This window comes from Variovorax sp. CCNWLW225 (assembly GCF_037204045.1).
In the GTDB taxonomy this organism is placed as follows: domain Bacteria; phylum Pseudomonadota; class Gammaproteobacteria; order Burkholderiales; family Burkholderiaceae_C; genus Variovorax.
In genome coordinates this window covers 290,062-312,466 of sequence record NZ_JBBCBV010000003.1, presented here as the reverse complement: position 1 = coordinate 312,466, position 22,405 = coordinate 290,062, and the positions used below count along the sequence as shown (strand labels likewise).

The window sequence follows — 22,405 nt, the reverse complement described above, 5'->3', positions numbered from 1 at the left end:
CTTGCCACGACCGCCCTCTGCTTCAGGCGATGGCCAGTTCCTCGCGCAGCAGCTTCGCAGCCGTCACCATGTTCGACAGCGCCGCCTCGGTCTCCGGCCAGCCGCGGGTCTTCAGGCCGCAGTCGGGGTTGATCCAGAGGTTCTCCAGCGGCACCACGCCCGCGGCCTTGCGCATCAGACGCACGATTTCGTCGACCGAGGGCACCCGCGGCGAATGGATGTCGTACACGCCGGGGCCGATCTCGTTCGGGTAGCGGAAGCCGCCCGCGCTGTTCTCGCCACCGAAGCCCCGCAGCAGCTCCATGTCGGAACGGCTGGTTTCGATGGTGATCACGTCGGCATCCATTGCCGCGATCTCGGGCAGGATGTCGTTGAACTCCGAATAGCACATGTGCGTGTGGATCTGCGTCTCGTCGCGCACGCCCGAGGCGCTGATGCGGAATGCGCGCGTGGCCGACTTCAGGTAAGCCGGCCAGCCCGCACGGCGCAGCGGCAAGCCTTCGCGGATTGCAGGCTCGTCGATCTGGATGATGCCGATGCCGGCGCCCTCGAGATCGACCACCTCGTCGCGGATTGCCCAGGCGATCTGCTCGCAGGTGGTGGCGCGCGGCTGGTCGTCGCGCACGAACGACCATTGCAGGATGGTGACGGGGCCCGTCAGCATGCCCTTCATCGGCAATGGGGTCAGGCTCTGCGCATAGGCCGTCCACTCGACCGTCATCGGCGCCGGGCGTGCCACATCGCCGAAGATCACCGGCGGCTTCACGCAGCGCGATCCGTACGACTGCACCCAGCCGTTGGCGGTAAACGCAAAGCCGTCGAGCCGTTCGCCGAAGTACTCGACCATGTCGTTGCGCTCGGCCTCGCCGTGCACCAGCACGTCGATCCCCAGTGCCTCCTGCTTGCGCACGGCCAGCGCGATTTCGGCGCGCATCTTCTCGCGGTAGCCTGCCGCATCGAGATCGCCCCGCTTGAATGCGGCGCGCGCGGCGCGGATCTCCGTCGTCTGCGGGAACGAGCCGATGGTGGTGGTCGGCAGCGCGGGGAACGCAAAGCGCGCGCGCTGCACCGACTGGCGCTTGGTGAAGGTAGAGGCGCGCTGGTCGTCGCCCGCCACGCTGCGGGCCAACCGCAGCGCCACGTCGGCGCGGTGCACGCGCGAGCTGCCGCGCCGCGCGGCCACCGCGGTACGCGCGGTCTTGAGCTCCTCAGCGACGGAGCCTTCGCGGCCGTCGAGCACGGCACGCAGCACGCGAAGTTCGTCGAGCTTTTCGACCGCAAACGCGAGCCACGACTTCAATTCGGCATCGAGCTTGTTTTCCGCCGCCAGGCTGAACGGCACATGCAGCAGCGAGCACGACGGCGCTATCCACAGTTCGCCACGGTTCTTGTCAATCACCGGGCGCAGCGTGGCAAGCGCGGCATCGGGGTCGGTGCGCCAGATGTTGCGTCCGTCGATGATGCCGACAGACAGCACCTTGTGCGCCGAAAGCCAGTCGGCCACGCCCGTCAGCTCCTGCGGCGAGCGCACGGCATCCACGTGCAGGCCGGCCACCGGCAGCTGGCAGGCAAGGCGCAGGTTGTCCGAAAGCGGCGAAAAGTAGGTGGCCAGCAGCAGCTTGGGTGCACTGCGGGCCAGCTGCCAGTAGGCACGCTCAAAGGCGTTGCGCCAGGCATCGGGCAGGTCCAGGCCCAGGATGGGCTCGTCGATCTGCACCCACTCCACCCCTTGCTGCTTGAGGCGGTTCAGCGCTTGCTCGTAAACGGGCAGCAAGGCATCGAGCAGCGAGAAGCGGTCGAAGCCCGCCTCTTTCTCCTTGCCAAGGTACAGAAAACTCAGCGGCCCGAGCAGCACGGCCTTGACCGCATGCCCGGCCTGCTGCGCCTGCGCCACCTCGTCGAACAGGCGCGCCGAGGCCAGTTTGAACCGCGTGGCCGCGGTGAACTCGGGCACAAGGTAGTGGTAGTTGGTGTCGAACCACTTGGTCATCTCCAGGGCAAAGGTGCCCGCCGTACCTTCGCAGCCGTGGCCGCAAGCCGCATCGTGCACATGGCCGGCTTCGTCCTCGACGCCGCGGGCCATCTTGAAATAGCGCGAGAGTTCGGGCTCGTCGCCCTTGAAGCCGAAACGCGCCGGCTCGCAGCCGAGCAGCTGGATGTGGTTGGCCACGTGGTCGTAGTAGGCAAAGTCGCCGACGGTCACGTAGTCGAGCCCCGCGTCGCGCTGGGCCTGCCAATGGCGCGCGCGCAGCTGTTCGCCGACCGCTTCGAGCGCGGTGCGGTCGATTTCGCCGCGCCAGTGCTTTTCGAGTGCGAACTTCAGTTCCCGATTGGCGCCCATGCGCGGAAAGCCGAGGGTGTGGGTACGGGTGGTCATTTGCAGGTGTTCCGGTCGCTGGATCTTGAGAATCCGCAATGGTCGGGCTTTGAGGCATATGATTCAAACGAAACGTTTTGCCCTTTCACTTGAAATTCATTCATGTTGCAGTCCATTCTGGAAATACGGCACCTGCGCACGCTGGTCGCGCTGCGCGACACCGGCAGCCTGGTGCGCGCGGCGCAGTTGCTCAACCTCACGCAGTCGGCGCTGTCGCACCAGATCAAGCTGCTTGAAGACCGCTACGGCGCGCAGCTGTTCGAGCGCAAGTCGGTGCCGCCGCAGTTCAGCACCACCGGCCTGCGGCTGCTGCAGCTGGCCGATACCGCGTTGCCGCTGGTCGAAGAAGCGGAGCGCGACGTGGCGCGGCTTGCGCTCGGGCGCAGCGGGCAGCTGCGCATCGTGGTCGAGTGCCACACCTGCTTCGACTGGCTGATGCCGGCCATGGATGCCTTTCGCCAGCGCTGGCCCGAGATCGAGCTCGACATCGTCTCGGGCTTTCACCCCGACCCGATTGCGCTGGTGATGCAGAACCGCGCCGAGGTGGCGATCGTCTCCGAGCAGGACCCGGACGAAACGGTGGACTACCACGCGCTGTTCCGCTTCGAGATCGTGGCACTGCTGGCCAACGACCACGCGCTCACGGCCAAGCCGCATCTCACCGCGCGCCACTTTGCCGACCAGACGCTCATCACCTACCCCGTGCCGGACGAAATGCTCGACATCGTGCGGCAGGTGCTGGCCCCTGCCGGCGTGGAGCCCGCGCACCGGCGCACGACCGAGCTCACCGTGGCGATGCTGCAGCTGGTGGCAAGCGGCCGGGGCGTTGCAACGCTCCCGCTTTGGGCGGTGCAGAGCTATCTGGATCGCGGCTACGTTACGGCGCGGCGGGTGGGCGCCAGGGGCCTCACGGGCCGGCTGTACATGGCCTGCACGCAGGGCACCTCGGCCCAGCCGTGGCTGGCGGATTTCGTGCGCATCACGCGCGAGAGCTGTTTCAAGAGCCTGCCCGGGATCGAGCTGCTTTGAGCACCGGCACGAGCCGCTTTGCTGCGGCCGTGCACGCCGTCTGAAAAAAGGCTACGAAGCCTTCTGCACCAGCTTCAGCACGCTCGAAAAGTCGAGTGCACCGTGGCCCGCGAGGCTGTGCGCCGCATACAGGCTGCGTGCCAGCCCGCCGAGCGGCGTGGCGGCGCGCACGGCGGTGGCGTTTTCTTGCGCCAGGCCCAGGTCCTTGAGCATCAGGTCGGTGCCGAAGCCGCCTGCATAGTTCTTCGATGCAGGCGCTGTTTCCATCACGCCCGGCATGGGGTTGTATTTTTCAAGGGCCCAGTTGCCGCCGGAGCTGCGGCGCATGATTTCGGACAGCACCTTCGGGTCGAGCCCGTTGGCAACACCCAGCGCCAGCGCCTCGGAGGTGCCGATCATCAAGATGCCGAGCAGCATGTTGTTGCAGATCTTCGCGGTCTGGCCCGCGCCTGCCGCGCCGGCATGAAAGATGTTGGCGCCCATCTTCTCGAGCACCGGGCGGGCGCGCTCTAGGTCTTTCGCTTCCCCGCCGACCATGAAGGTGAGCGTGCCGGCAATGGCGCCGCCGGTGCCGCCGGAAACCGGCGCATCGATCATGGCAATGCCCTTGGCGGCGGCCGCCTCGGCCACCTTGCGCGAGGTGGCGGCCGCGATGGTGCTGCTGTCGATGACGAGCGTGCCGGCCGCAATGCTCTCGAGCAGGCCGGGCTTACCAGCGCCGCCGAGAAACAGGCCCTCCACATGCGCACTGGCCGGCAGCATGCTGATCACCACCTCGGCATCGGCAACCGAATCTGCCGCCGAGGAGGCAATGGCCAGGCCTTCGGCCGCGTACTTCTTGCAAGCCTCGGCCGACAGGTCGAAGGCCTTGACCTCGTGGCCCGCCTTCTTCAGGTTCATGGCCATGGGGCCGCCCATGTTGCCGAGGCCGATGAATGCGATCTTCATTTTTTGTCTCCGTTGTATTTGTGGAAGCGGGTCAGACCAGCGCAGCCAGCTCGGCCGGCATTTCGCCGCGCGGGCGCAGGTGGTCTTCGATGAACGCGGGCGTGATCTCTTCGATGGTGGCCGGGTTCCAGCGCGGATTGCGGTCCTTGTCGATCAGCACCGCGCGGATGCCTTCGGCAAAATCCTTGTGCGCGCAAAAACCCAGCGAAGCCCAGTATTCGAGCCGGAACACCTCGGCCAGCGACATGCGGTGCACGCGCTGCCAGAGCTCGAAGCTCAGCGCGGCCGAACTCGGCGCACCCTTCATGAAGGTCTTGGATGCGGACTGCAGCCACGCATCGTCGCTTTGCAGGTTGCGCAGGCGGTTCGCAATGTCGAGCAGGTCGTCGCCGGCCATCAGGGCGTTGATGGTGTCGTAGTGCTCGCGCACCTTGGATGGCGGCATTTGCGCGCCCTCGCCCGCCCGCGCGAGGATTCGCGAAAGCTCGGCACGGTCGGCCTTCTGCTCGCCGTGCCAGCGCGTCGCGGCAATCGCCTCGAGCACTTGGCCCTTGTGCTCATGCGGCACCAGCACGTCGGCCAGCCCGCAGAAGATGGTATCGGCCGCATTCAGGTTGGCGGCAGTGAGCGCCAGGAACAACCCCGTGCGCCCCGGCGTGCGCCGCAAGAACCAGCTGCCGCCCACATCCGGGTAGAGGCCGATGCTGATCTCGGGCATGGCGATGCGGCTCTGCGCTGTGACCACGCGGTGCGAGCAGCCCGACATCAGGCCCACGCCGCCGCCCATCACGATGCCGTGGCCCCAGCAGAGAAACGGCTTGGGAAAGGTGTGGATCAGGTAGTCGAGCTCGTACTCTTCGCGAAAGAAGTCTTCGGCGTAGGTGTTGCGCGCGGGGCCGCATTCGAGCAGCGTTTGATACAGCTGGCGCAGGTCTCCGCCGGCGCAGAAGGCCTTCTCGCCGGCTGCCTGCATCAGCACGCCGACGATGCCGTCGTCCTTTGCCCACTCGCGCAGCTTGGGCGCGAGCAGGCGCACCATGTCCACGGACAGCGCGTTGAGCGAAGCCGGTGCATTGAGCATTGCAACGCCGAAGCGCTGGCCGCCGGCGGTCTTGATTTCGTCGAAGAGAACTACGGAGTCGGTCATTGTCTTGAGAGGTTCTGGATGCGGGGCGTCAGCGGATATCGCTGTCCCCTTCCAGCAATTTTCGCGCAACGATCACCCGCATGATTTCGTTGGTGCCTTCGAGGATCTGGTGCACGCGGGTATCGCGCACCAGCCGCTCGAGCGGAAACTCGCTCAGGTAGCCGTAGCCGCCGTGCAGCTGCAGCGCGTCGTTGCACACGTTGAAGCCCGCATCGGTCGCAAAGCGCTTGGCCATGGCGCAGTAGGTGCTGGCATCGGCGTGGCCCGCATCGAGCTTGCTTGCGGCAAGCCGCACCATCTGCCGCGCCGCCACAAGCTCCGTGGCCATGTCGGCCAGCTTGAACTGCAGCGCCTGAAAGCTCGATATCGGCTTGCCGAACTGCTGACGCTCGTGCAGGTAGCGGCGCGCTGCGTCCAGCGCGCCCTGCGCCGCGCCTACCGAGCAGGTCGCAATGTTGATGCGCCCGCCGTCGAGCCCCTTCATGGCAATGCGAAAGCCCTCGCCTTCCTTGCCCAGCAGGTTCTCGGCCGGCACGCGCACGTTGTCGAAGTTGATGGTGCGCGTGGGCTGGCTGTTCCAGCCCATCTTGTGTTCCTTCTTGCCGTAGCTCACGCCGGGCGCATCGGCCGGCACCGCAAAGGCGGAGATGCCGCCCGCGCCGCCGCCGCCCGTGCGCGCCATGAGCACCAGCACGTCGGTCGACCCGGCCCCGGAGATGAAGGCCTTGCCTCCGTTGATGATGTATTCGACCCCTTGCAGTTCGGCGCGGGTCTTCAAAGACCCGGCATCCGAACCCGCGCCAGGCTCGGTAAGGCAGTACGAAGCCAGCTTGCGGCCGCTCGTCAGGTCTTCGCCCCAGCGCTCGGCCACCACATCGGTCGCCCAGGTGCCGAGCATCCACGTCGCCATGTTGTGGATGGTGATGAAGGCCGTGGTCGAGGGGTCGACCGCGGCCATTTCCTCGAACACCAACGCCGAATCAAGCCGCGGCAGGCCGAGGCCGCCGATGCGCTCGGGCGCATAGAGCCCGCAGAAGCCCAGCTCACCGGCCTTGGCGATGGCCTCCTTCGGGAAGATGGCCTCCGCGTCCCACTGCGCGGCATGCGGCGCGAACTCGGCCTGTGCAAAATCGCGCGCCGAATCGGCAAAGGCGCGCTGTTCTTCTGAAAGTTCGAAGTCCATCCGCCGGGCTTCTTATTTCAGGCTGATGGTCGTGTTGACGCCGTGGCTCACGGTGCTGTCGTCGAACCAGCGTGCCGTCACGGTCTTGGTCTGCGTGTAGAACATGATGACCTGCTTGCCGTAGGGGCCCAGGTCGCCGAGCTTGGATGCGCGCGAACCGGTGAACGAGAACATCGGCACAGGCACCGGAATCGGCACGTTGATGCCGACCTGGCCCACGTCGATGTCTTCCTGGAAGCGGCGCGCCGCGGCACCCGACTGCGTGAAGATGGCGGTGCCGTTGCCGTTCGGGTTGCTGTTGATCAGCTCGATGGCTTCGTCGATGTTCTCGGCGTCGGCCACGCACAGCACCGGTCCGAAGATCTCCTGGTCATAGATGGTCATGCCGGGCTTCACGCCCGAGAAGATCGTCGGCCCCACGAAGTTGCCCTTCTCGTAGCCGGTCACGGTGGGCTTGCGGCCATCGAGCTCCAGCTTGGCGCCGTCGGCCAGGCCGCGTTCGATGAGGTTGTTGACGCGGTCGTAGGCTGCGCAGGAAACCAGCGGCCCCACGTCCACGCCCTTTTCGGTGCCGGCGCCGATCTTCAGCGTCTTGGCCTTTGCGATGAGCTCGGGCACCCAGTTGCGCGCCTCGCCCACCAGCACCGCCACCGACACAGCCATGCAGCGCTGGCCCGCGGCGCCAAAGCTCGCACCCGCCAGTGCATTGAGCGTTTGCTCCTTGTTGGCATCGGGCATCACGATGGCGTGGTTCTTCGCGCCCATCATGCATTGCACGCGCTTGCCGGCCAGCGTGGCGCGGTTGTAGACGTGCGTGCCAACCTTGGTCGAGCCGACGAAGCTGATCGCCTTGATGTCCTTGTGGTCGCAGATGCCGTTGACCACGGCCTCGCCGCCGTGCACCACGTTGAGCACGCCGGGCGGAATGCCGGCTTCCAGAGCCAGTTCGCACAGGCGCATGGTCACCATCGGGTCTTGCTCCGAGGGCTTCAGCACGAAGGTGTTGCCGGTGGCGATGGCCATCGGGAACATCCACAGCGGGATCATGGCCGGGAAGTTGAACGGCGTGATGCCGGCGCACACGCCCAGCGGCTGCAGCAGCGTGTAGGTGTCGACGCCGTTGGCCACGTTGTTGGCCAGCTCGCCCAACTGCAGGTTTCCGATGTTCGATGCGTGCTCGACCACCTCCAGGCCGCGGAACACGTCGCCCTCCGCGTCGGGCAGGGTCTTGCCCTGCTCGGCCGTGAGAATCGCGGCCAGCTCGCTCATGTTCTCGCGAATGAGCTGCTGGTACTTCAGGAAGATGCGGGCGCGCGCGCCGAGGGGCGTCTTGCGCCAGGTCTTGAAGGCGTCCTTGGCGGAGGCCACGGCGGCGTCGAGCTCGGCCTGCGTCGCAAACGGCACGCGGGCCAGCACTTCCTGCGTGGCCGGGTTGACGATGTCCCGCCATTCGCTGGTCTTCGATTCGACGAACTTGCCGCCGATCAACAGCTTGACGGTGGCGACCTGGGTCTTCGGGGTGGTGGTGGCGTCCATGGGTTTTGTCTCCTGTGAATACGGGGCCTGCGTGGCAGGTTCAAGCCGCATCGTAGCTTTGCAGATTTGCCATGACAATAGACAAATATGCGCCATCGCTTTGCAAAAATGCAAAGCTCAACCGAGGCAATGCGAGCACATGGACTGGGACAACCTTCGCTACTTTCTGGAACTGGCCCGCTCGGGCACGCTGATGAGCGCGGCGCGCCGGCTCGAGGTAGACCACACCACCGTGGCCAGGCGCATTCAGGCGCTCGAGAAGGAAGTGGGTGCGCCGCTTTTCTCACGCGAGGCGGGCGGCCACCGGCTGACCGAGGCGGGCCGCAAGCTGCAGCCACAGGTCGAGGCCATGGAAAGCGCCTTCCAGGCGGTGGAAAGCACCGCGCCGGCATCGCAGGAAGGCTTGTCGGGCCTGGTGCGCATAGGCGCCACCGAGGGTTTCGGCACCGTGGTGCTGGCGCCGCAACTCGCGCTGTTCGCCCAGCAGCACCCGCGGCTCACCATCGACCTGCTGGCCATGCCGCGGCTGGTGCACCTGTCGCGACGCGAGGCCGACATCGTGATTTCGCTCGAACGGCCGGCACGCGGGCCCGTGGTCGTGACCAAGCTCACCGACTACACGCTGCGGCTCTACGCGTCGAAGCAATACCTGGCCGCGCACAAGCCGATAAAAACGCGCGAAGACCTGCGCGGCCACACCTTCATCAGCTACGTGGACGACCTGCTCTTCAGCAAGGAACTGCAGTACCTGGACGAACTGCACCGGCCCGATGCCTTTGCGCTGCGCAGCACCAGCGTGCTGGCGCAGCACCGGGCGGTAGCGGCCGGAGCCGGCATTGCGGTGCTGCCGGCCTTCATTGCCGAACAGGACGCCGCATTGCGCCCCGTGCTCGGCGACCAGGCGAACTTCACGCGCACCTTCTGGATGTCGATGCCGGCGGAAACCAAGCACCTCGTGCGGATGCAGACGGTGTGGAACTTTCTGCGCGAAGCCGCCGAAGCGCAGCGCGACGCGCTGCTGTTGCCTGCTACTGGATCAGTTGCGCCCCGGTCTTCGCCTGCAGCGCATCGAAGCTCACGCCCGGCGCGAGCTCGACCACCTTGAGGCCTTCGGGCACCACGTCCATCACGGCCAGGTCGGTGATGATGCGGTCGACCACGCCCACGCCGGTGAGCGGCAAGGTGCACTGCTCGAGGATCTTGAAATCCTCGGTGCCGTCCTTCTTCTTGGCGACGTGCTCCATCAGCACGATGACGCGCTTCACGCCGGCCACCAGGTCCATGGCGCCGCCCATGCCCTTCACCATCTTGCCGGGAATCATCCAGTTGGCAAGGTCGCCCTTCACGCTGACCTGCATGGCGCCGAGGATCGACAGGTTGATCTTGCCGCCGCGGATCATCGCAAAGCTGTCGTGGCTGCCGAAAATGGCCGAGCCCGGCAGCGTGGTGACGGTCTGCTTGCCGGCGTTGATCAGGTCGGCGTCGACCTGGTCTTCAGTCGGGAACGGGCCGATGCCGAGCATGCCGTTCTCGCTTTGCAGCCACACTTCCTTGTCGCCGACGAAGTTGGCCACCAGGGTGGGAATGCCGATGCCCAGGTTCACGTAGAAGCCGTCTTCGAGTTCTTGCGCCGCACGCGCGGCCATTTGGTCTTGGGTCCAGGGCATCTCAGGCTCCTTTGGTGTTCTTGACGGGGGCGGGCACTTCGCTGCCGGCGGCGGCTTGCGCAATGGCAGCCTGGGCCTCGACCTTGGCGGCCGCGGCGTCTGCCGGAGCGGCTGCCGTCACGGTGCGCTTCTCGATGCGCTTCTCGGGGTTGGCGTTCAGCACGATGCGGTGCACGTAGATACCGGGCAGGTGAATGTCGTCAGGCGCCAGCTCGCCCACTTCGACGATCTTCTCGACTTCGACGATGCAGATCTTGCCGGCCATGGCGGCGGCCGGGTTGAAGTTGCGCGCCGTGAGGCGAAAGCGCAGGTTGCCCGACTTGTCGGCCACGTCGGCCTTCACCAGCGCCACGTCAGGCACCAGCGAACGTTCCATCACGTAGGTTTCGCCGTCGAACTCGCGCAGTTCCTTGCCTTCGGCCACTTGCGTGCCGACGCCGGTCTTGGTGAAGAAGGCCGGAATGCCCGCGCCGCCCGCGCGCAGCTTTTCGGCCAGCGTGCCCTGGGGCGTGAATTCAAGGGCGAGTTCGCCGGCCAGGTACTGGCGTTCGAACTCCTTGTTCTCGCCCACGTACGACGCGATCATTTTCTTGATCTGCCGCGTCTCGAGCAGCTTGCCAAGGCCGAAGCCGTCGACGCCCGCGTTGTTCGAGATGACGGTGAGGTTCTGCACGCCGGTGTCCTTGAGCGCATCGATCAGCGCCTCTGGAATACCGCACAGGCCGAAGCCGCCGACCGCGAGCATCTGCCCGTCGGCCACGACTCCCTTGAGTGCCGCGTCTGCGGAGGGATAAATCTTGTTCACTCGGGCTCCTTGATGGATGGGTGGAGAGTTGGCGAAAGCTTTGAAGAGCCTTGAACGATACTACGTAGTCGTATACGTAGTATTTCGTAATGGTGACCCCCGATGCAGGAGATCGACTACCGCCTGGCCTTTGAGCATGCCCCCGTGGGCATGGTGGTTTCGCGCAACCGCACCATCGTGGCCTGCAACGAGCGGGTTTGCGAGATCTTCGGTGCAACGCCCTCTGCGCTGGTCGGGCATTCGTTCAGCATTCTGTACCCCAGCGTGGCCGAGTTCGAGCGCATCGGCAAGCGCATGGAGCCGTTCTTGAACGCCAGCGGCCGCTATGCCGACAACCGCATGATGAAGCGCCTGGGCGGCCTGCACGGCGCCATGGCCGGCGAAACCTTTTGGTGCCATGTCACGGGCCACGCAATGAACCGGGCCGCGCCGCACGAGGCCGGCATCTGGACCTTCGAAGACCTGGGTTCGCGCCGCGCCGTGAAGGCCGAGCTCACGCCGCGCGAGCGCGAGGTGGCGGCGCAGGTGATGCGCGGGCTCACGTCCAAGGAGATCGGCAAGGCACTGGGCATCAGCCACCGCACGGTGGAGCTGCACCGCGCGCGGCTGATGCGCAAGTACGCGGCGGCCACCACGGCGGAGCTGGTGCAGAAGCTCATTGCCGGCTAATTCTTCGCAGCTACCCTGACCTGGTTCCGCGCCGATCGTTGCAAAAACGGAAACGCGGTGTCGCGCAAAGGCCTGTGCCGCAGTGCCTTGCGATGACTATCTTTGAGGCATGCGGACAAGTCGCCCGCAACCATTCAGGAGTACCGATATGACCACACCTCTTCATTCCGAAAAGAACCTGCTTCTCTCGTCGAAGCTGTCGGTTGCGCGGGCGCAAGCCCTGGCGTCGCACCGGCTGCCGGTCACGCTGACCCTGGCAGCCATCATTCTCTCGGTGCTCGGCGTCAAGCCGTAATGCGTTGCGGCCGGGGCCCGTTCACTCGGGCTTGATGTCCGCCGCCTTGATCACCTTCGACCAGGCCACCAGTTCCTGGTCGACGAATTTGCCCAGCGCCGCGGAGTCCATGTAGGTGGCAAAGGCGCCCTGCTCGTCCACCTTCTTGCGGAACGATTCGCTCTCGACGATCTTCTTGATCTCGGCGCTGAGCTTTGCCACCACTTCGGGCGGCGTCCTGGCCGGTGCGAACACCGCGAACCACGATTCCACTTCGTAGCCCGGCAAGCCTGCCTCGGCCGAAGTCGGCACGTTGGGCATCGACGGGTGCCGCTTGCTGCCCGTATAGGCCAGCGCCTTCATGCGCCCGCTCGCAATGTGCCCGATGACCGAGGGCGGCGTGGTGATGAACATGTCCACGTTGCCCGCAATCAGGTCGTTGATGGCTGGGCCCGAGCCCTTGTAGGGCACGTGGGTCATCGGCTGCTTGGCCTGTCGCGAAAGCAGCTCGCCCGCAATGTGCTGGATCGATCCGTTGCCCGACGAGGCGTAGAACAAGCCGCCCTCCTTCTTCTTGCCGTGCTCGACCAGTTCCTTCATCGAGTTGACCGGCAGCTTGCCGCTGACGGCGACCACGTGCGGAGCGCGCATCACCATGGCCACCGGCACGAAGTCCTTGGACGGACTCCACTTGAGCTGCGGATAGAGCGAAGGGTTGCCGACGTGGTAGCCCGAGTACTGCATCAGCAGCGTGTAGCCATCGGGTGCGGCGCGCGCCACGGCTTCGGTGCCGATGTTGCCGCTGGCGCCGGGCCTGTTGTCGACGACCACGGGCTGGCCCAGCGCGCGCTGCAGCGGCTCGCCGACCATGCGCGCCATGATGTCGGTGGAGCCCGCGGGTGCGGTGGGCACGATGAAGGTGATCGGTTTCGAAGGCCAGGTGTCGGCGCTGGCCGTGGTGGCCGCGGCGGCCGCTAGCGCAAGGCCGAGATTGGCCGCAAGAAGGCGAAGTGTGGGTTTCATGGTTTGTCTCCGGTGGTTTTTGTAGGCTGTCTCCGAAGCCGGCCCGTCAGGGCGCCAGCTCCGAGATTTCGATCAGATTCAGGTCGGGGTCGCGCACGTAGACCGAGCGAATGCGCGAGGTGGCGCCGGTTCGCATCACCGGGCCTTCGATGATCGGCACGCCCTTGTCCTTCAGCCGCGCGATCACGTCGTCGAGCGGCACGCTCGCGATGAAGCACAAGTCCAGCGAGCCGGGCATCGGCACCTGCGCCTTGGGCTCGAACTCGTGCCCCTTCACATGCAGGTTGATCTTCTGGTTGCCGAAGCGAAAAGCCTTGCGGCCCGGGCCGAAAGTTTCCAGCGCCATGCCCATCACGTCGATATAGAAGCGGGTGCAGGCCTCCTCGTCGACGGTGGTGAGCACCAGGTGGTCCAGATGGTCGATCATGTCTGCAGCTCCTTGCCGCGGCGCGCATTCGCACGCGCCACGATGTCGTTGAAATCCGCCGGTGGCGCATGCCGCGTGAACCGGTGTCCGGCGCGGGAGACCTGGCTCGGCAAGTCATGCTGCACCAGGGCCTCGAGCTCCGAGGCGGCTTCGATCAGGCCTTCCAGATCCATGCCGGTGTCGTACCCCATGCATTGCAGCATGTGCACCACGTCTTCCGTGGCCACATTGCCGGTGGCCCCGGGCGCATAAGGGCAACCGCCGATGCCACCCAATGACATGTCGAGCCGCTCGACACCCGCCTCGACTGCGGCCACCGTGTTCGCAAGCCCCATGCCGCGCGTGTTGTGAAAGTGCGCCGTCCACTGCAGTGCGGAATATCTCGCCAGCACCGCCTCGCAAACGGCCTGCACCTGCGTGGGAAAAGCCATGCCCGTGGTGTCGCACAGCGTGATGCCCTGCACCCGCAGCGCAGCGAAGCGGTCGATCCATTCGAGCACCGTGGCAAGCGGCACCTCGCCCTCCATCGGGCAGCCGAACATGCACGAGAGCGAGACGTTCACCGGTGCGGCGGCCTGCTTTGCCAGCGCGATGACTTCCGCCAACTGAGCGAATGACTGCTCGCGCGTCATGCGCAGGTTGCTGAGGTTGTGGGTCTCACTCACCGACATGACGACGTTGAATTCGCCGATGCGGCTTTCCAGCGCGCGCTCGGCCCCACGCAGGTTCGGCACCAGCGCGGTGTAGACCACTCCGGGCCGGCGGGCGATGCGCTGCATCACCTCTTCGCCGTCGCGCAATGCCGGTATCGCCTTGGCGGAAGTGAATGAGGTCACCTCGATCTTGGCGTAGCCGAGCGTGCCCAGACGGTCGATCAATGCAATCTTGTCGTCGGTGGGGATGAATCGGCTTTCCATCTGGAAGCCGTCTCGGGTGGCCACTTCGTTGATGAAGAGCCGCTTGCCGTTGCCTGCTTTCATACGGCCTCGCTTTCCTCGGTGCGGCGTGCGGGCCAGCCCGGGCCTTTCAGATCGCCCGTGTGTTCGCCGAGCCGTGGCGCAGGGTGCGCAATGCGGCCCGGCGTGGCGCTGAGCTTGGGCACAACGCCAGGCACCTTGAGCGTGCCGCCATCGGAAGTGGTCGCCTCCACGATCATCTGCCGCGCCTGGTATTGCGGATCGGCTGCGATGTCGGCCACCGAGTAGATGCGCCCGACGGGCACGCCCGCCGCATCGAGCGCCGCCAGCACCTCGTCGCGGCTACGCTGCAGCGTCCAGGCCTCGATGGCTGTATCGATTTCTTCCACGCGCGCCACGCGGCCGTCGTTGTGCACGAGCTGCGGATCATTCTCAAGATCAGCGCGGTCGATGGCGCGCATCAGCCGGCGGAAGATGCTGTCGCCGTTGCCCGCCACCAGCACGTAATGTCCGTCGCTGCACTTGTAGGCATTGGTCGGCGCAATACCCGGCAACGCGCTGCCGGCACGCTCCCGCACAGCGCCGAACGCGTCGTATTCGGGCAGCAGGCTTTCCATCACGTTGAAGACCGACTCGTACAGCGCCACGTCGATGAACTGCCCTTCCCCGCCATGGGCCGTGCGGTGGTGCAGCGCGGTGAGCACGCCGATCACGCCATGCAGCGCGGCCAGCGTGTCGCCGAGCGAAACGCCCACGCGCACGGGCACCCGGCCCGGTTCGCCGCTCAGGTAGCGCAGCCCGCCCATCGATTCGCCGAGCACGCCAAAACCCGGCTTGTCGCGGTAGGGGCCGGTCTGCCCGTAGCCGGAGATGCGCAGCATGATGAGCCGGGGGTTGAGTGCATGCAGCTGCTCCCAGCCCAGGCCCCAGCCTTCGAGCGTGCCCGGCTTGAAGTTTTCGATGAGCACGTCGGCCTCGAGCGCCAGGGCGCGCACCGCCTCCTGGCCTTCAGCGCTGCGCAGGTCTAAGCACACCGAGCGCTTGTTGCGCGACTGCACCTCCCACCACACCGAGGTGCCTTCGCGCAGCATCCGCCATTTGCGCAGCGGGTCGCCGACGCCGGCAGGCTCGACCTTGATCACGTCGGCGCCGAATTCCGCCAGCGTCTTGCCTGCGAACGGGCCGGCGATGAGCTGGCCGAGTTCCAGCACCTTGAGGCCTTCGAGTGCGTTCATCTGCGTCTGTCTCCTGTTGGAATGCCCCAACTCTAGGAACAGATCGCGTCCGCCGGAATTGCTCTGACGGCAGCACCCCTTCGCAAAATGCGAAGGCCCGGAACCCTACTTTCTTTTTGCCGTTGCAGGCTTGACGGGCGGCAGCGGCGCTGCCTCGGGCGCCTTGACCCACCCGCGCAACAAGATGCCGAGGAAAAGACCGCCCGCAAAAATCGCCCAGTACATCCAGACTGGCATGTTCTCCATGCCGCTGTGCAGGTTCATGCCGAATGCAGCGCCAACGGCCATGAGCGGAAAGGTCAGCGCCGCAATGGTGTTGAGCTTGTGCTGCGCGCGGCTGACTTCACGGGTAGAGCGCGCCTGCGCCTCGGCCGCGTGCGCGAGCCGGTAGTCGAGCGACATGCGGGTGTCGGCCAGCAGCAACTCCAGGCCGCGCGTGATCTCGACCGCCAGATCGCGCAGGTCGATCAGCATGAGGTCTTCCTTGACGGCATCGCGAGCCGCCTGCAAGGCGGCCTGCATGTTCATGGCGGCGCGGGTCAGCGGAATGAGCGGGCCAAGAACCTGGAACAGATCTTCGGAAGTTTCAGCGGCCGCGTGCCTGGTCTCGAAAGTAGCCAGCGCCGTGCGGTAGCTTTCGAGCAGCTTGGCAAAAGCGCGCTCGCCGGGGTTGTTGCCCTTGTGGAACCACGCGCCATCGGGCTTGCGCAAGAACACCGCGGGCTTGCGCTCCGCACCGGGTCCGGCGGGCGGTTCGTGCAGGATCACCAGCAGGTGGCCCTGCTCGTGGATGATGCGCTGCGCACCGTAGCTGGCGCCTCCCAGCCGCTGCTGAATTTCAGGCGGCAGCTCCCAGTCGTAGTCGATTCTTCTTGGCATCAGGCGGCCTGCAGTTCTTTCCACAAGGTGTCGAATTCGTCCGCAAAGCGTCGAACGAGCGAGGGGTCGTTGCTCAAAATCACGTTCTCTTCGTTGTGCTCGCAAGCGCTGCGAGTCCAGTTGTAGCTGCCGTTCAGCAATCGTGCGCCGTCGAAGATCGCGAACTTGTGGTGCATGTGGGCTTCGGTGCGGTCCACCGCAATCGGAATGCCGGCCGCGCGCAACTGACCCACGTCGCTGCCGCGGTCGAACTCCTTGTCGTTGTCGGTAATGAAGCGCACCGCCACGCCGCGCCTGTGCGCGGCCAGCACCTCGGCGGTAATACGGTCGTCCGACAGCGTGAAAACGCACAGGTCGACCGAGCGCTTCGCGGCCCTCAGCTGCTGGTTGATTGCCTGCAGGCAAGCCGTGCCCGGGCTGAAGAAGGCCTGCGAGTGCACGTTGACCGCATCCGGCAAGCGACCGGTGTCTATCGCGCGAACCACGCCTTCCAGCCACTTGAGCAGGGACAGTTGCTCCGGATCAGCTGTGCGGGCGCGCACCAGGTCGAATGCACGATTGCGCAACTGGCGCAAACCGTCCTCAGGCGGTGAGGCCTCACGAAGCGTATGCACCAGCACGCGGCGCTCGTCGTCGCTCAGCCGCTCATCGGTCATGGTGGCGTCCAGCTGGGCCAGTAGTTCGGGAAGGGCCGACATGTCAGTGAATCTCCATAGAGCTGCGCCCATTCAGGGGCTGTTGTTCAGGGCGCGTGCAAAGGCCACCGGGTACTCCCCTCCGCGAATGTCCCCCGCCTTCGGCTCCTCCTTTATTTCGCTGCGTGGAGCACCCGATGCCCTGTGCACGAGGGCACGCTGCTGGTGTACCGCTGATCAACAACCGCTCTGTGCAACGCACCCGCTGGCGGGGTGCCTTGCGCAGCGAAATAAAGGAGGAGGCCGCAGGCCGGGGGACATTCGCGGAGAAAGGTACCCCGTCGGCGGGGGCGCGCCCTGAACAAAGCGCCTCACGCACAACGCGCAAAGAAACACAACGCCCCATTCCTAGCCCTCCTTGTCCGGCTTGGGCGAGCGCTTCACCACGCCACGCGCAGCCTGCACCTCAGCCGCAAGCCGCTCCATGTCCTGCTTGATCGACCGGTCGAGCTCTAGCCGGCGTTCGGTGGCGGTTACTAGCGGAAGGATCAGTTCGCGATAAGTCACCGCAATCTGCAGCATGGCGTCGGCCAGCCGCTGGCTTTCGCTCGGGCCTTCGGCGGGCGGCTTGGGCTTGAGCGCATCGACCGCGCGCGCCACGTCGAGCATGCTGCTTGCAATGCGCTGGCTGCCGTCGACATCGTCGCCGCCGAGCTTTTTCTTTCGCACAAACTCCTCGCAGATGGCCGCCCAGCGCGCGCTTTCTTCCGGTGTCGGGCTGCCTAAAAGCTGCGCGAGCCGTAACAGATTTTCTTCCGCGCCGGTGGTCAGGGTCTGCGCCTCGCCGCGGTAATGGTCGCGCAGCAATGCATCAAGCTCGTCGTCGCGCATCAACGCCGTGATCTTGCCCGCGAGCTTGGTCATGTTGCGGTAGCTGCCCTGCAGCTTGAACGGCGGCGCTGTGCGGTAGGCCTCCTGTTGCGCGGCCGATTCGATGTAGGCGAGGTTGACCTTCAGCAGCAGGTCGCGCGCACGGAACAGGCGCTGCAGCAACGCCTTGATTTCCTCCAGCTCGACCGCGCTGTAGGCATGCGAAAGCGCACTGCTCGGCACCTCGTGGCCCTGCGCCATTTTCACCAGCAGCTGCACGTCCTTGGGGTCGCGCGAGGCCAGCGGCATCAACGTGGGGTTGGAGGTCAGGCTGTTCTCGATGTACGAAAGCGCAAAGGCCGCCTCGCGTCCCGAGAGCACGTCGCCCAGGTTGTAGATGTCCGCCCGGTTGGCCAGCATGTCCGGGATCTTGAACACGTCGCCCGACTCGGTGTACGGGTTGCCCGCCATCACGATTGCAAAGCGCTTGCCGCGCATGTCGTAGCTGCGCGGCTCGCCGTTCCACACGCCCTCGATGCGGCGCGTGCCGTCGGCCAGCGCAATGAACTTCTGCAGAAACTCCGGGCTCGTGTGCTGGATGTCGTCCAGGTACAGCATCACGTTGCTGCCCATTGCCAGGCCGAGGTTCAGCTTTTCCAGCTCTTGCCGCGCGGCGCTGTTGGGCGCGTTGGCCGGGTCGATGGCCGTGACGCCATGGCCCAGCGCCGGGCAGTTGATGCGCACGAAGATCAGGCCGAGCCGGTCTGCCACGTATTCCATGAGCGTGGTCTTGCCGTAGCCGGGCGGCGAGATCAGCAGCAGCAGGCCCATGCGGTCGGTGCGGCTGCCCTCCCCCGCCGAGCCGATCTGCTTGGCCAGGTTGTCGCCGATGATGGGCAGGTAGAGCTCGTCGATCAGCTGGTTGCGAACGAAGGTCGAGAGCGGCTTGGCCTGGAACTGGCTCAGCTTGAGCCGCGCTTTCTCGCGTTCGAGCAGCTCGTGGCGCAGGCTGTGCAGCGCCTCGTAGCCCGGCACCGCGTGCGTGGCGTGGAACAGGAAACGGCGCCAGAAGTCGTTCAGGTTCAGGGTCATGCGGCCGTCGGCCACGCGCGGATGTTCGCCGCGCAGCCCCTCGACCGTGCGGTCGAGCGCCACGTTCACCCGCTTGCGCTGCATCGGCATGGCCAGCACGCTGGCCGCATCGTCTACCCAATCGACCGACTGCGGCGCCTGATGAATCGCATAGGCACGCACCCAGTCGCGCGCAAGGCGCCAGCGCTCCGCCGGCGGTGCGGCGTCCAGATCGTGCTGCCACGCATCGCGCCTGCCGCCGCGCTCGAGTTCTCGCAGCAGCGCGGCCGCGAGGTCTTCGCCCGCGCCCGATACGGCCCAGGTTTCGCCGCCGTGCTCGCCCGCCAGTTCGCGCACCAGGTAGGCAGCCGCCTGGTCGCACACGGTGGACACGCGGCCCTGGTGGGCGTCTCGCTCTTCTTCAGTGGCGGTTTCGGCCAGCGGCAGCAGGTCGGGCAGCATGTCGCGCGCAAAGTGGTTCAGCGCGCGCGCCGTGTCGGCTTCGAGCTGCTCCAGTGCATCACGCCGGCCGAACAGCGCCCGCATCTGCAAGGCGGCACGCGCGCGCCGCAGCAGCGATTCGCGGTGCGCGATCAAATGGCCGTGCTGCCAGTAGAGCAGCGCCAGTGCGCGTTCGGTCGGCCCCCATGCCAGCAGGCCGGCCTGGTCTTGCATGGCGACGAGCGCGCCCAGCAGGCGCAGCGCGTCGTCGTCGTGAATGCCCTTCTGGTAGCCCTCCTGGTAGCGCGCGGCTGCAAAGCGGCGCACCATTTCGAGCAGCTGCGGATGCAACGGGTCTTCGGTGAGGAGCGTGACCACTTCGGCCCAGGTGCGCTCGGCCTTGCCATCGAGCAGCGACTCGAGCAAGCGGCCGGCCAGGTATTCGGCGCGCGACAGTTCGGTGGTTTCCGAAACCAGCGCCTGGTTCCAGTAGCGTTGCAGCGGCAGCAGGCGCGGCTCGTCCACAGGGCTCAGGTAGTCGGTGCCGGTGACCTGGTAGGCCATGCCGTTCTCGCGGGCCACCAAGGTCAGGTCGACCGGCTGGCGGTGCACGGTGAACGCATGGCGGCCCAGGCGCAGGGTGTCTCCGCCTTCGCTCACCAGTTCGCGCTTGTCGCGAATCGAACGCAGCGCCTGGTCGCGCGCCGTCTTCAGGCGCGTGTCGAGCTCGTCGGCCGGCACGGCGGCGCCGAGCGTGCGCAGGTCTGCAATCAGCGTGTGCAGCTTGCCGATCATCGGATCGGCGGCGAAGTAGCTGTGAACCTGCTTCAGATCGCCGAACTGCGCAACGCGGCGTGGAATACCGTCGAGGATGCGCCCCGCAGCGTCGACCACGCCCTGCGCACGGCGCTGGCGGGCTTCCACCAGGCTCTGGCGGCGCGCGGAAAGCGCTTCGTACACGGTCTCGCGCTTTTCGGCGATGTCGGCCAAAAAGTCTTCCTGCTCGGCAAAGCGGCCTTCGATTTCTTCGAGCTGGGCCAAGAGGCGCGTCAACGCGTCGTCGCACTTCTCGGGCGTGTCCGCAAACTCCAACGCGTTTTCCACCGCCTGGCTGAAGAGCTTGAACTGGGCGCCGAACTCGGCGCGCGCCTCGGTCGCGCCCAGCGACTTGCGCCGCGCGCGTGCATCGGCACGCATGCGGTTGATGTCGGCGTAGATCAGCGAGATGCGGTCGAGAATCGAAGTGCGGATCACCGCATCGCCGCCTGGCAGGCTGCCCAGCTGTTCGGTCAGTAAGTCGAGGCCGGCCGCCTGCTCGTCGAGCGTCGCCAGCATCTGGCCGAGCGCGGGCGAAGTCGCAAGATTCGGCATGTCGAGCGCCAGCTTGTCGAGCGCCTGGCGCTGGCCGCTGAAGGCCGTGTCCGCCGCCAGGAACTGCATGGCGCGTTCGCCGATGCGCTGCTGCTCGGTCTCGAGCGCGGCGTCCATGGCGGCGATGCGCGGCAGGTCGGCGTAGCGCAGTTCCTTGAGCATCTGCAGCGCGCCGCGCCGTTCGCGCAGGCGGCCCAGGGCTTTCACAAAATCGTCAGGCGCGCGCCAGAGCGTGCTGGCAATGTCGACCAGCAAGGCGTGCTGCTCGTCTTCGGCACGGGCCAGCGCGCGCGCGGTCTCGCGGCGGATGGTGTCGACCTTCTCGAACTCGGCCAGCGTGCTGCGCGCCACGTCGGCAATGCTGCGCAGCTCGCCCATCAGGCCGGCCGCCTCGGAGGCGTCCAGCCAGAAGTAGGCGTCGCTCACGCGGGTGCACTGGCGAATCAAGTCTTCGTACGCAGCGCGCGTGGGCGCCTGCTCGCGTACCGCACGGGCAATGCCCATCAGGTCGCTCACGCCGCGCACCAGCTCGGCATTGCCGATCTTGCCGAAGAAGCCGGTGGCGGGCGGCTGCGCGCTCACATGCTCTTCGCTGGCGAACGGCGTCTGCCAGAGCTGCATCGGGTGCACACGCGTGGGCTCGCCGGCGTCGCCGTTGAACACCAGGATGCGGCCGTCGGCAAAGCGCGCGTAGCCGTTGGCGATGATCGGCGTGGCGAGCTTCTTGTCGATCAGGTTGTAGTTGAAGAGCGCATAGCGCCCCGGCTTCGGGTCGTAGAAGACGTAGGCCACGTCTTCCCCGTTGGGCGAGCGCAGCATGCGCTTGAAGCGCAGGCTCTCCACCACCTCGCCCGGCAGGTCGAAGCGCTTGTACTCGCCCGACTGCAGGTAGTAGCCGCCCGGAAAGATGATGCCGTGGTCTTCGGGCAGCTGCACGCAGGAGCCGCCGATGGCGTCGATGCGCTCGACCTGCTGCGTGCGGATGTTGAAGACCAGGTAGCGCGTGACCTGCTCGCGGTAAGGCTTTACGCGCAGCAAGATCAGCATGCCGAGCTTGGCCCACGAAATCTCGGCGTCGGTCAGCGACTGGCTCTTGTCTTCCACCGGCTCGCTGTAGATGCCGAGTCCGGTTTCGGTGTTGTTCTCGATCTTGACCGTGAGGTCGCCGCCCAGCGTTTCGACAAACACCGTGTCGAGCACGTTCACATGGGGGTGCTTGCCGCCCACATGGTCTTCGCGCGTGGCAACGGTCCATTCGAAGTCGTGGCTCGCGGGCAGCGCAATGTCGCGTTCGCCGCGGTTGTCGATGTAGTGGATGTCGCCGCTGCGCTCGATGGCCCAGCGGAACACGCGCACGTCGCCCAACTGCTGGCCGATCTGGAAGGACGCGAGCAGCTTGTCCTGCGTGACGCGAAGCTGCAGCATCGTCGCCTGCTTGTAGTAGGCGTACAGCTCACGAAAATCGGAGACGAAGCGGGTGTCTTCGAGAAAGGTGCCGGCCAGCGGCACGGGCTGCAGCTCGTCGTTCTCGGTGGCGGCCTCTCCGGGCACTGCCAATCGGTAGAGCCCGAACACGTCGCTCACGGCCGTTTCCTTGCGCAGGCCGATAAACACGTTGTAGCCGAACAGCAGCAGATCGCCAATGCGCACGATGTCGCGCGCCACGGCGTTGTTCTCGGTGCGCGCGCGGGTGCGCAGCACCAAGGCCTGCTCGGAGCGGCCGAACTCGGCGAGACGCCGCTCGTTGAGCGCCTGCGTCTTCTTCAGCAGGCCTTCGCCCTGTGTTTCGAGCCGCTTCTTCAGCAGGTCGTAGCTGCCGCTGCCGGACACCAGGGTTTCGGTCTGGTCAGACGGCGCCTGGGCGCCGGCCGGCGCCCCCGATTCTTCCGTGGGTTGCATAG

General features: G+C 66.1%; 18 protein-coding genes. 4 read left to right on the top strand and 14 right to left on the bottom strand.

Annotated elements, in window-relative coordinates:
- Window positions 1-22 precede the first annotated feature (22 nt).
- The gene (gene metE, locus V9L20_RS09155; RefSeq protein WP_337296345.1) at window positions 23-2,377 is read right to left on the bottom strand and encodes a 5-methyltetrahydropteroyltriglutamate--homocysteine S-methyltransferase; all 2,355 of its coding nucleotides are present in this window, start codon (window positions 2,375-2,377) and stop codon (window positions 23-25) included.
- Between the two features lie 102 nt (window positions 2,378-2,479).
- On the opposite strand from metE, the gene V9L20_RS09150 reads away from it, so the two are divergent.
- Window positions 2,480-3,406 (top strand): LysR family transcriptional regulator, encoded by a 927-nt coding sequence (locus V9L20_RS09150; RefSeq protein ID WP_337296344.1) that lies wholly within the window; start codon window positions 2,480-2,482, stop codon window positions 3,404-3,406.
- Between the two features lie 51 nt (window positions 3,407-3,457).
- On the opposite strand, the gene mmsB is transcribed toward V9L20_RS09150, so the two are convergent.
- Genes mmsB through V9L20_RS09130 form a run of 4 tightly spaced genes read right to left on the bottom strand, consistent with a single transcriptional unit; the run spans window position 3,458 to window position 8,220 of the window.
- Window positions 3,458-4,354 carry a 3-hydroxyisobutyrate dehydrogenase gene (gene mmsB / locus V9L20_RS09145; protein WP_337296343.1) on the bottom strand — a complete coding sequence of 299 codons (897 nt, stop codon included), beginning with the start codon at window positions 4,352-4,354 and terminating at the stop codon, window positions 3,458-3,460.
- A gap of 31 nt (window positions 4,355-4,385) precedes the next feature.
- Window positions 4,386-5,501, bottom strand: a complete 1,116-nt coding sequence (locus V9L20_RS09140) for an enoyl-CoA hydratase/isomerase family protein (RefSeq protein ID WP_337296342.1) — start codon at window positions 5,499-5,501, stop codon at window positions 4,386-4,388.
- A 28-nt stretch (window positions 5,502-5,529) separates the two neighbouring features.
- Window positions 5,530-6,684 carry an acyl-CoA dehydrogenase family protein gene (locus tag V9L20_RS09135; protein ID WP_337296341.1) on the bottom strand — a complete coding sequence of 385 codons (1,155 nt, stop codon included), beginning with the start codon at window positions 6,682-6,684 and terminating at the stop codon, window positions 5,530-5,532.
- 12 nt (window positions 6,685-6,696) lie between these two features.
- Window positions 6,697-8,220 (bottom strand): CoA-acylating methylmalonate-semialdehyde dehydrogenase, encoded by a 1,524-nt coding sequence (locus V9L20_RS09130; protein ID WP_337296340.1) that lies wholly within the window; start codon window positions 8,218-8,220, stop codon window positions 6,697-6,699.
- Between the two features lie 139 nt (window positions 8,221-8,359).
- Here V9L20_RS09130 and V9L20_RS09125 point away from each other — a divergent pair, with 139 nt between their 5' ends.
- A complete protein-coding gene (locus tag V9L20_RS09125) occupies window positions 8,360-9,325 on the top strand; it encodes a LysR family transcriptional regulator (protein WP_337296339.1) in 966 nt (321 codons plus the stop codon).
- On the opposite strand, the gene V9L20_RS09120 is transcribed toward V9L20_RS09125, so the two are convergent.
- Both V9L20_RS09120 and V9L20_RS09115 read right to left on the bottom strand, forming a co-directional pair.
- Window positions 9,249-9,887 (bottom strand): 3-oxoacid CoA-transferase subunit B, encoded by a 639-nt coding sequence (locus V9L20_RS09120; RefSeq protein WP_126746825.1) that lies wholly within the window; start codon window positions 9,885-9,887, stop codon window positions 9,249-9,251. The two genes, V9L20_RS09125 and V9L20_RS09120, sit on opposite strands and share 77 nt — an antisense overlap.
- Before the next feature lies 1 nt (window position 9,888).
- Entirely contained in the window at window positions 9,889-10,692 is an 804-nt protein-coding gene (locus V9L20_RS09115; RefSeq protein ID WP_157614536.1) for a CoA transferase subunit A, read from the bottom strand.
- A gap of 102 nt (window positions 10,693-10,794) precedes the next feature.
- Here V9L20_RS09115 and V9L20_RS09110 point away from each other — a divergent pair, with 102 nt between their 5' ends.
- Window positions 10,795-11,361, top strand: coding sequence for a LuxR C-terminal-related transcriptional regulator (locus tag V9L20_RS09110; protein WP_258507463.1), 567 nt, complete (start codon window positions 10,795-10,797; stop codon window positions 11,359-11,361).
- Window positions 11,362-11,509: 148 nt separating this feature from the next.
- On the top strand, window positions 11,510-11,656 hold the full coding sequence (locus V9L20_RS09105; protein WP_165442094.1) for a hypothetical protein: 147 nt from the start codon (window positions 11,510-11,512) through the stop codon (window positions 11,654-11,656).
- A 21-nt stretch (window positions 11,657-11,677) separates the two neighbouring features.
- Here the strand turns inward: V9L20_RS09105 and V9L20_RS09100 are convergent, their stop codons facing one another.
- The 7 genes from V9L20_RS09100 to V9L20_RS09070 form a co-directional block, all read right to left on the bottom strand.
- Window positions 11,678-12,658, bottom strand: a complete 981-nt coding sequence (locus V9L20_RS09100) for a Bug family tripartite tricarboxylate transporter substrate binding protein (RefSeq protein WP_337296338.1) — start codon at window positions 12,656-12,658, stop codon at window positions 11,678-11,680.
- 46 nt (window positions 12,659-12,704) lie between these two features.
- Window positions 12,705-13,085 (bottom strand): VOC family protein, encoded by a 381-nt coding sequence (locus V9L20_RS09095; RefSeq protein WP_337296337.1) that lies wholly within the window; start codon window positions 13,083-13,085, stop codon window positions 12,705-12,707.
- Window positions 13,082-14,065, bottom strand: coding sequence for a hydroxymethylglutaryl-CoA lyase (locus V9L20_RS09090; RefSeq protein WP_337296336.1), 984 nt, complete (start codon window positions 14,063-14,065; stop codon window positions 13,082-13,084). Before V9L20_RS09090 ends, V9L20_RS09095 begins: the two co-directional genes overlap by 4 nt.
- Complete coding sequence (locus tag V9L20_RS09085; protein ID WP_258507471.1) at window positions 14,062-15,237, bottom strand: CaiB/BaiF CoA transferase family protein; 1,176 nt, start codon at window positions 15,235-15,237, stop codon at window positions 14,062-14,064. Before V9L20_RS09085 ends, V9L20_RS09090 begins: the two co-directional genes overlap by 4 nt.
- A gap of 105 nt (window positions 15,238-15,342) precedes the next feature.
- On the bottom strand, window positions 15,343-16,116 hold the full coding sequence (locus V9L20_RS09080) for a hypothetical protein (protein ID WP_337296335.1): 774 nt from the start codon (window positions 16,114-16,116) through the stop codon (window positions 15,343-15,345).
- Window positions 16,116-16,814: a phospholipase D-like domain-containing protein gene (locus tag V9L20_RS09075; RefSeq protein WP_337296334.1), complete on the bottom strand. Its 699-nt coding sequence runs from the start codon at window positions 16,812-16,814 to the stop codon at window positions 16,116-16,118. Before V9L20_RS09075 ends, V9L20_RS09080 begins: the two co-directional genes overlap by 1 nt.
- A gap of 345 nt (window positions 16,815-17,159) precedes the next feature.
- Window positions 17,160-22,403 (bottom strand): DNA repair ATPase, encoded by a 5,244-nt coding sequence (locus V9L20_RS09070; RefSeq protein ID WP_337296333.1) that lies wholly within the window; start codon window positions 22,401-22,403, stop codon window positions 17,160-17,162.
- Window positions 22,404-22,405 lie beyond the last annotated feature (2 nt).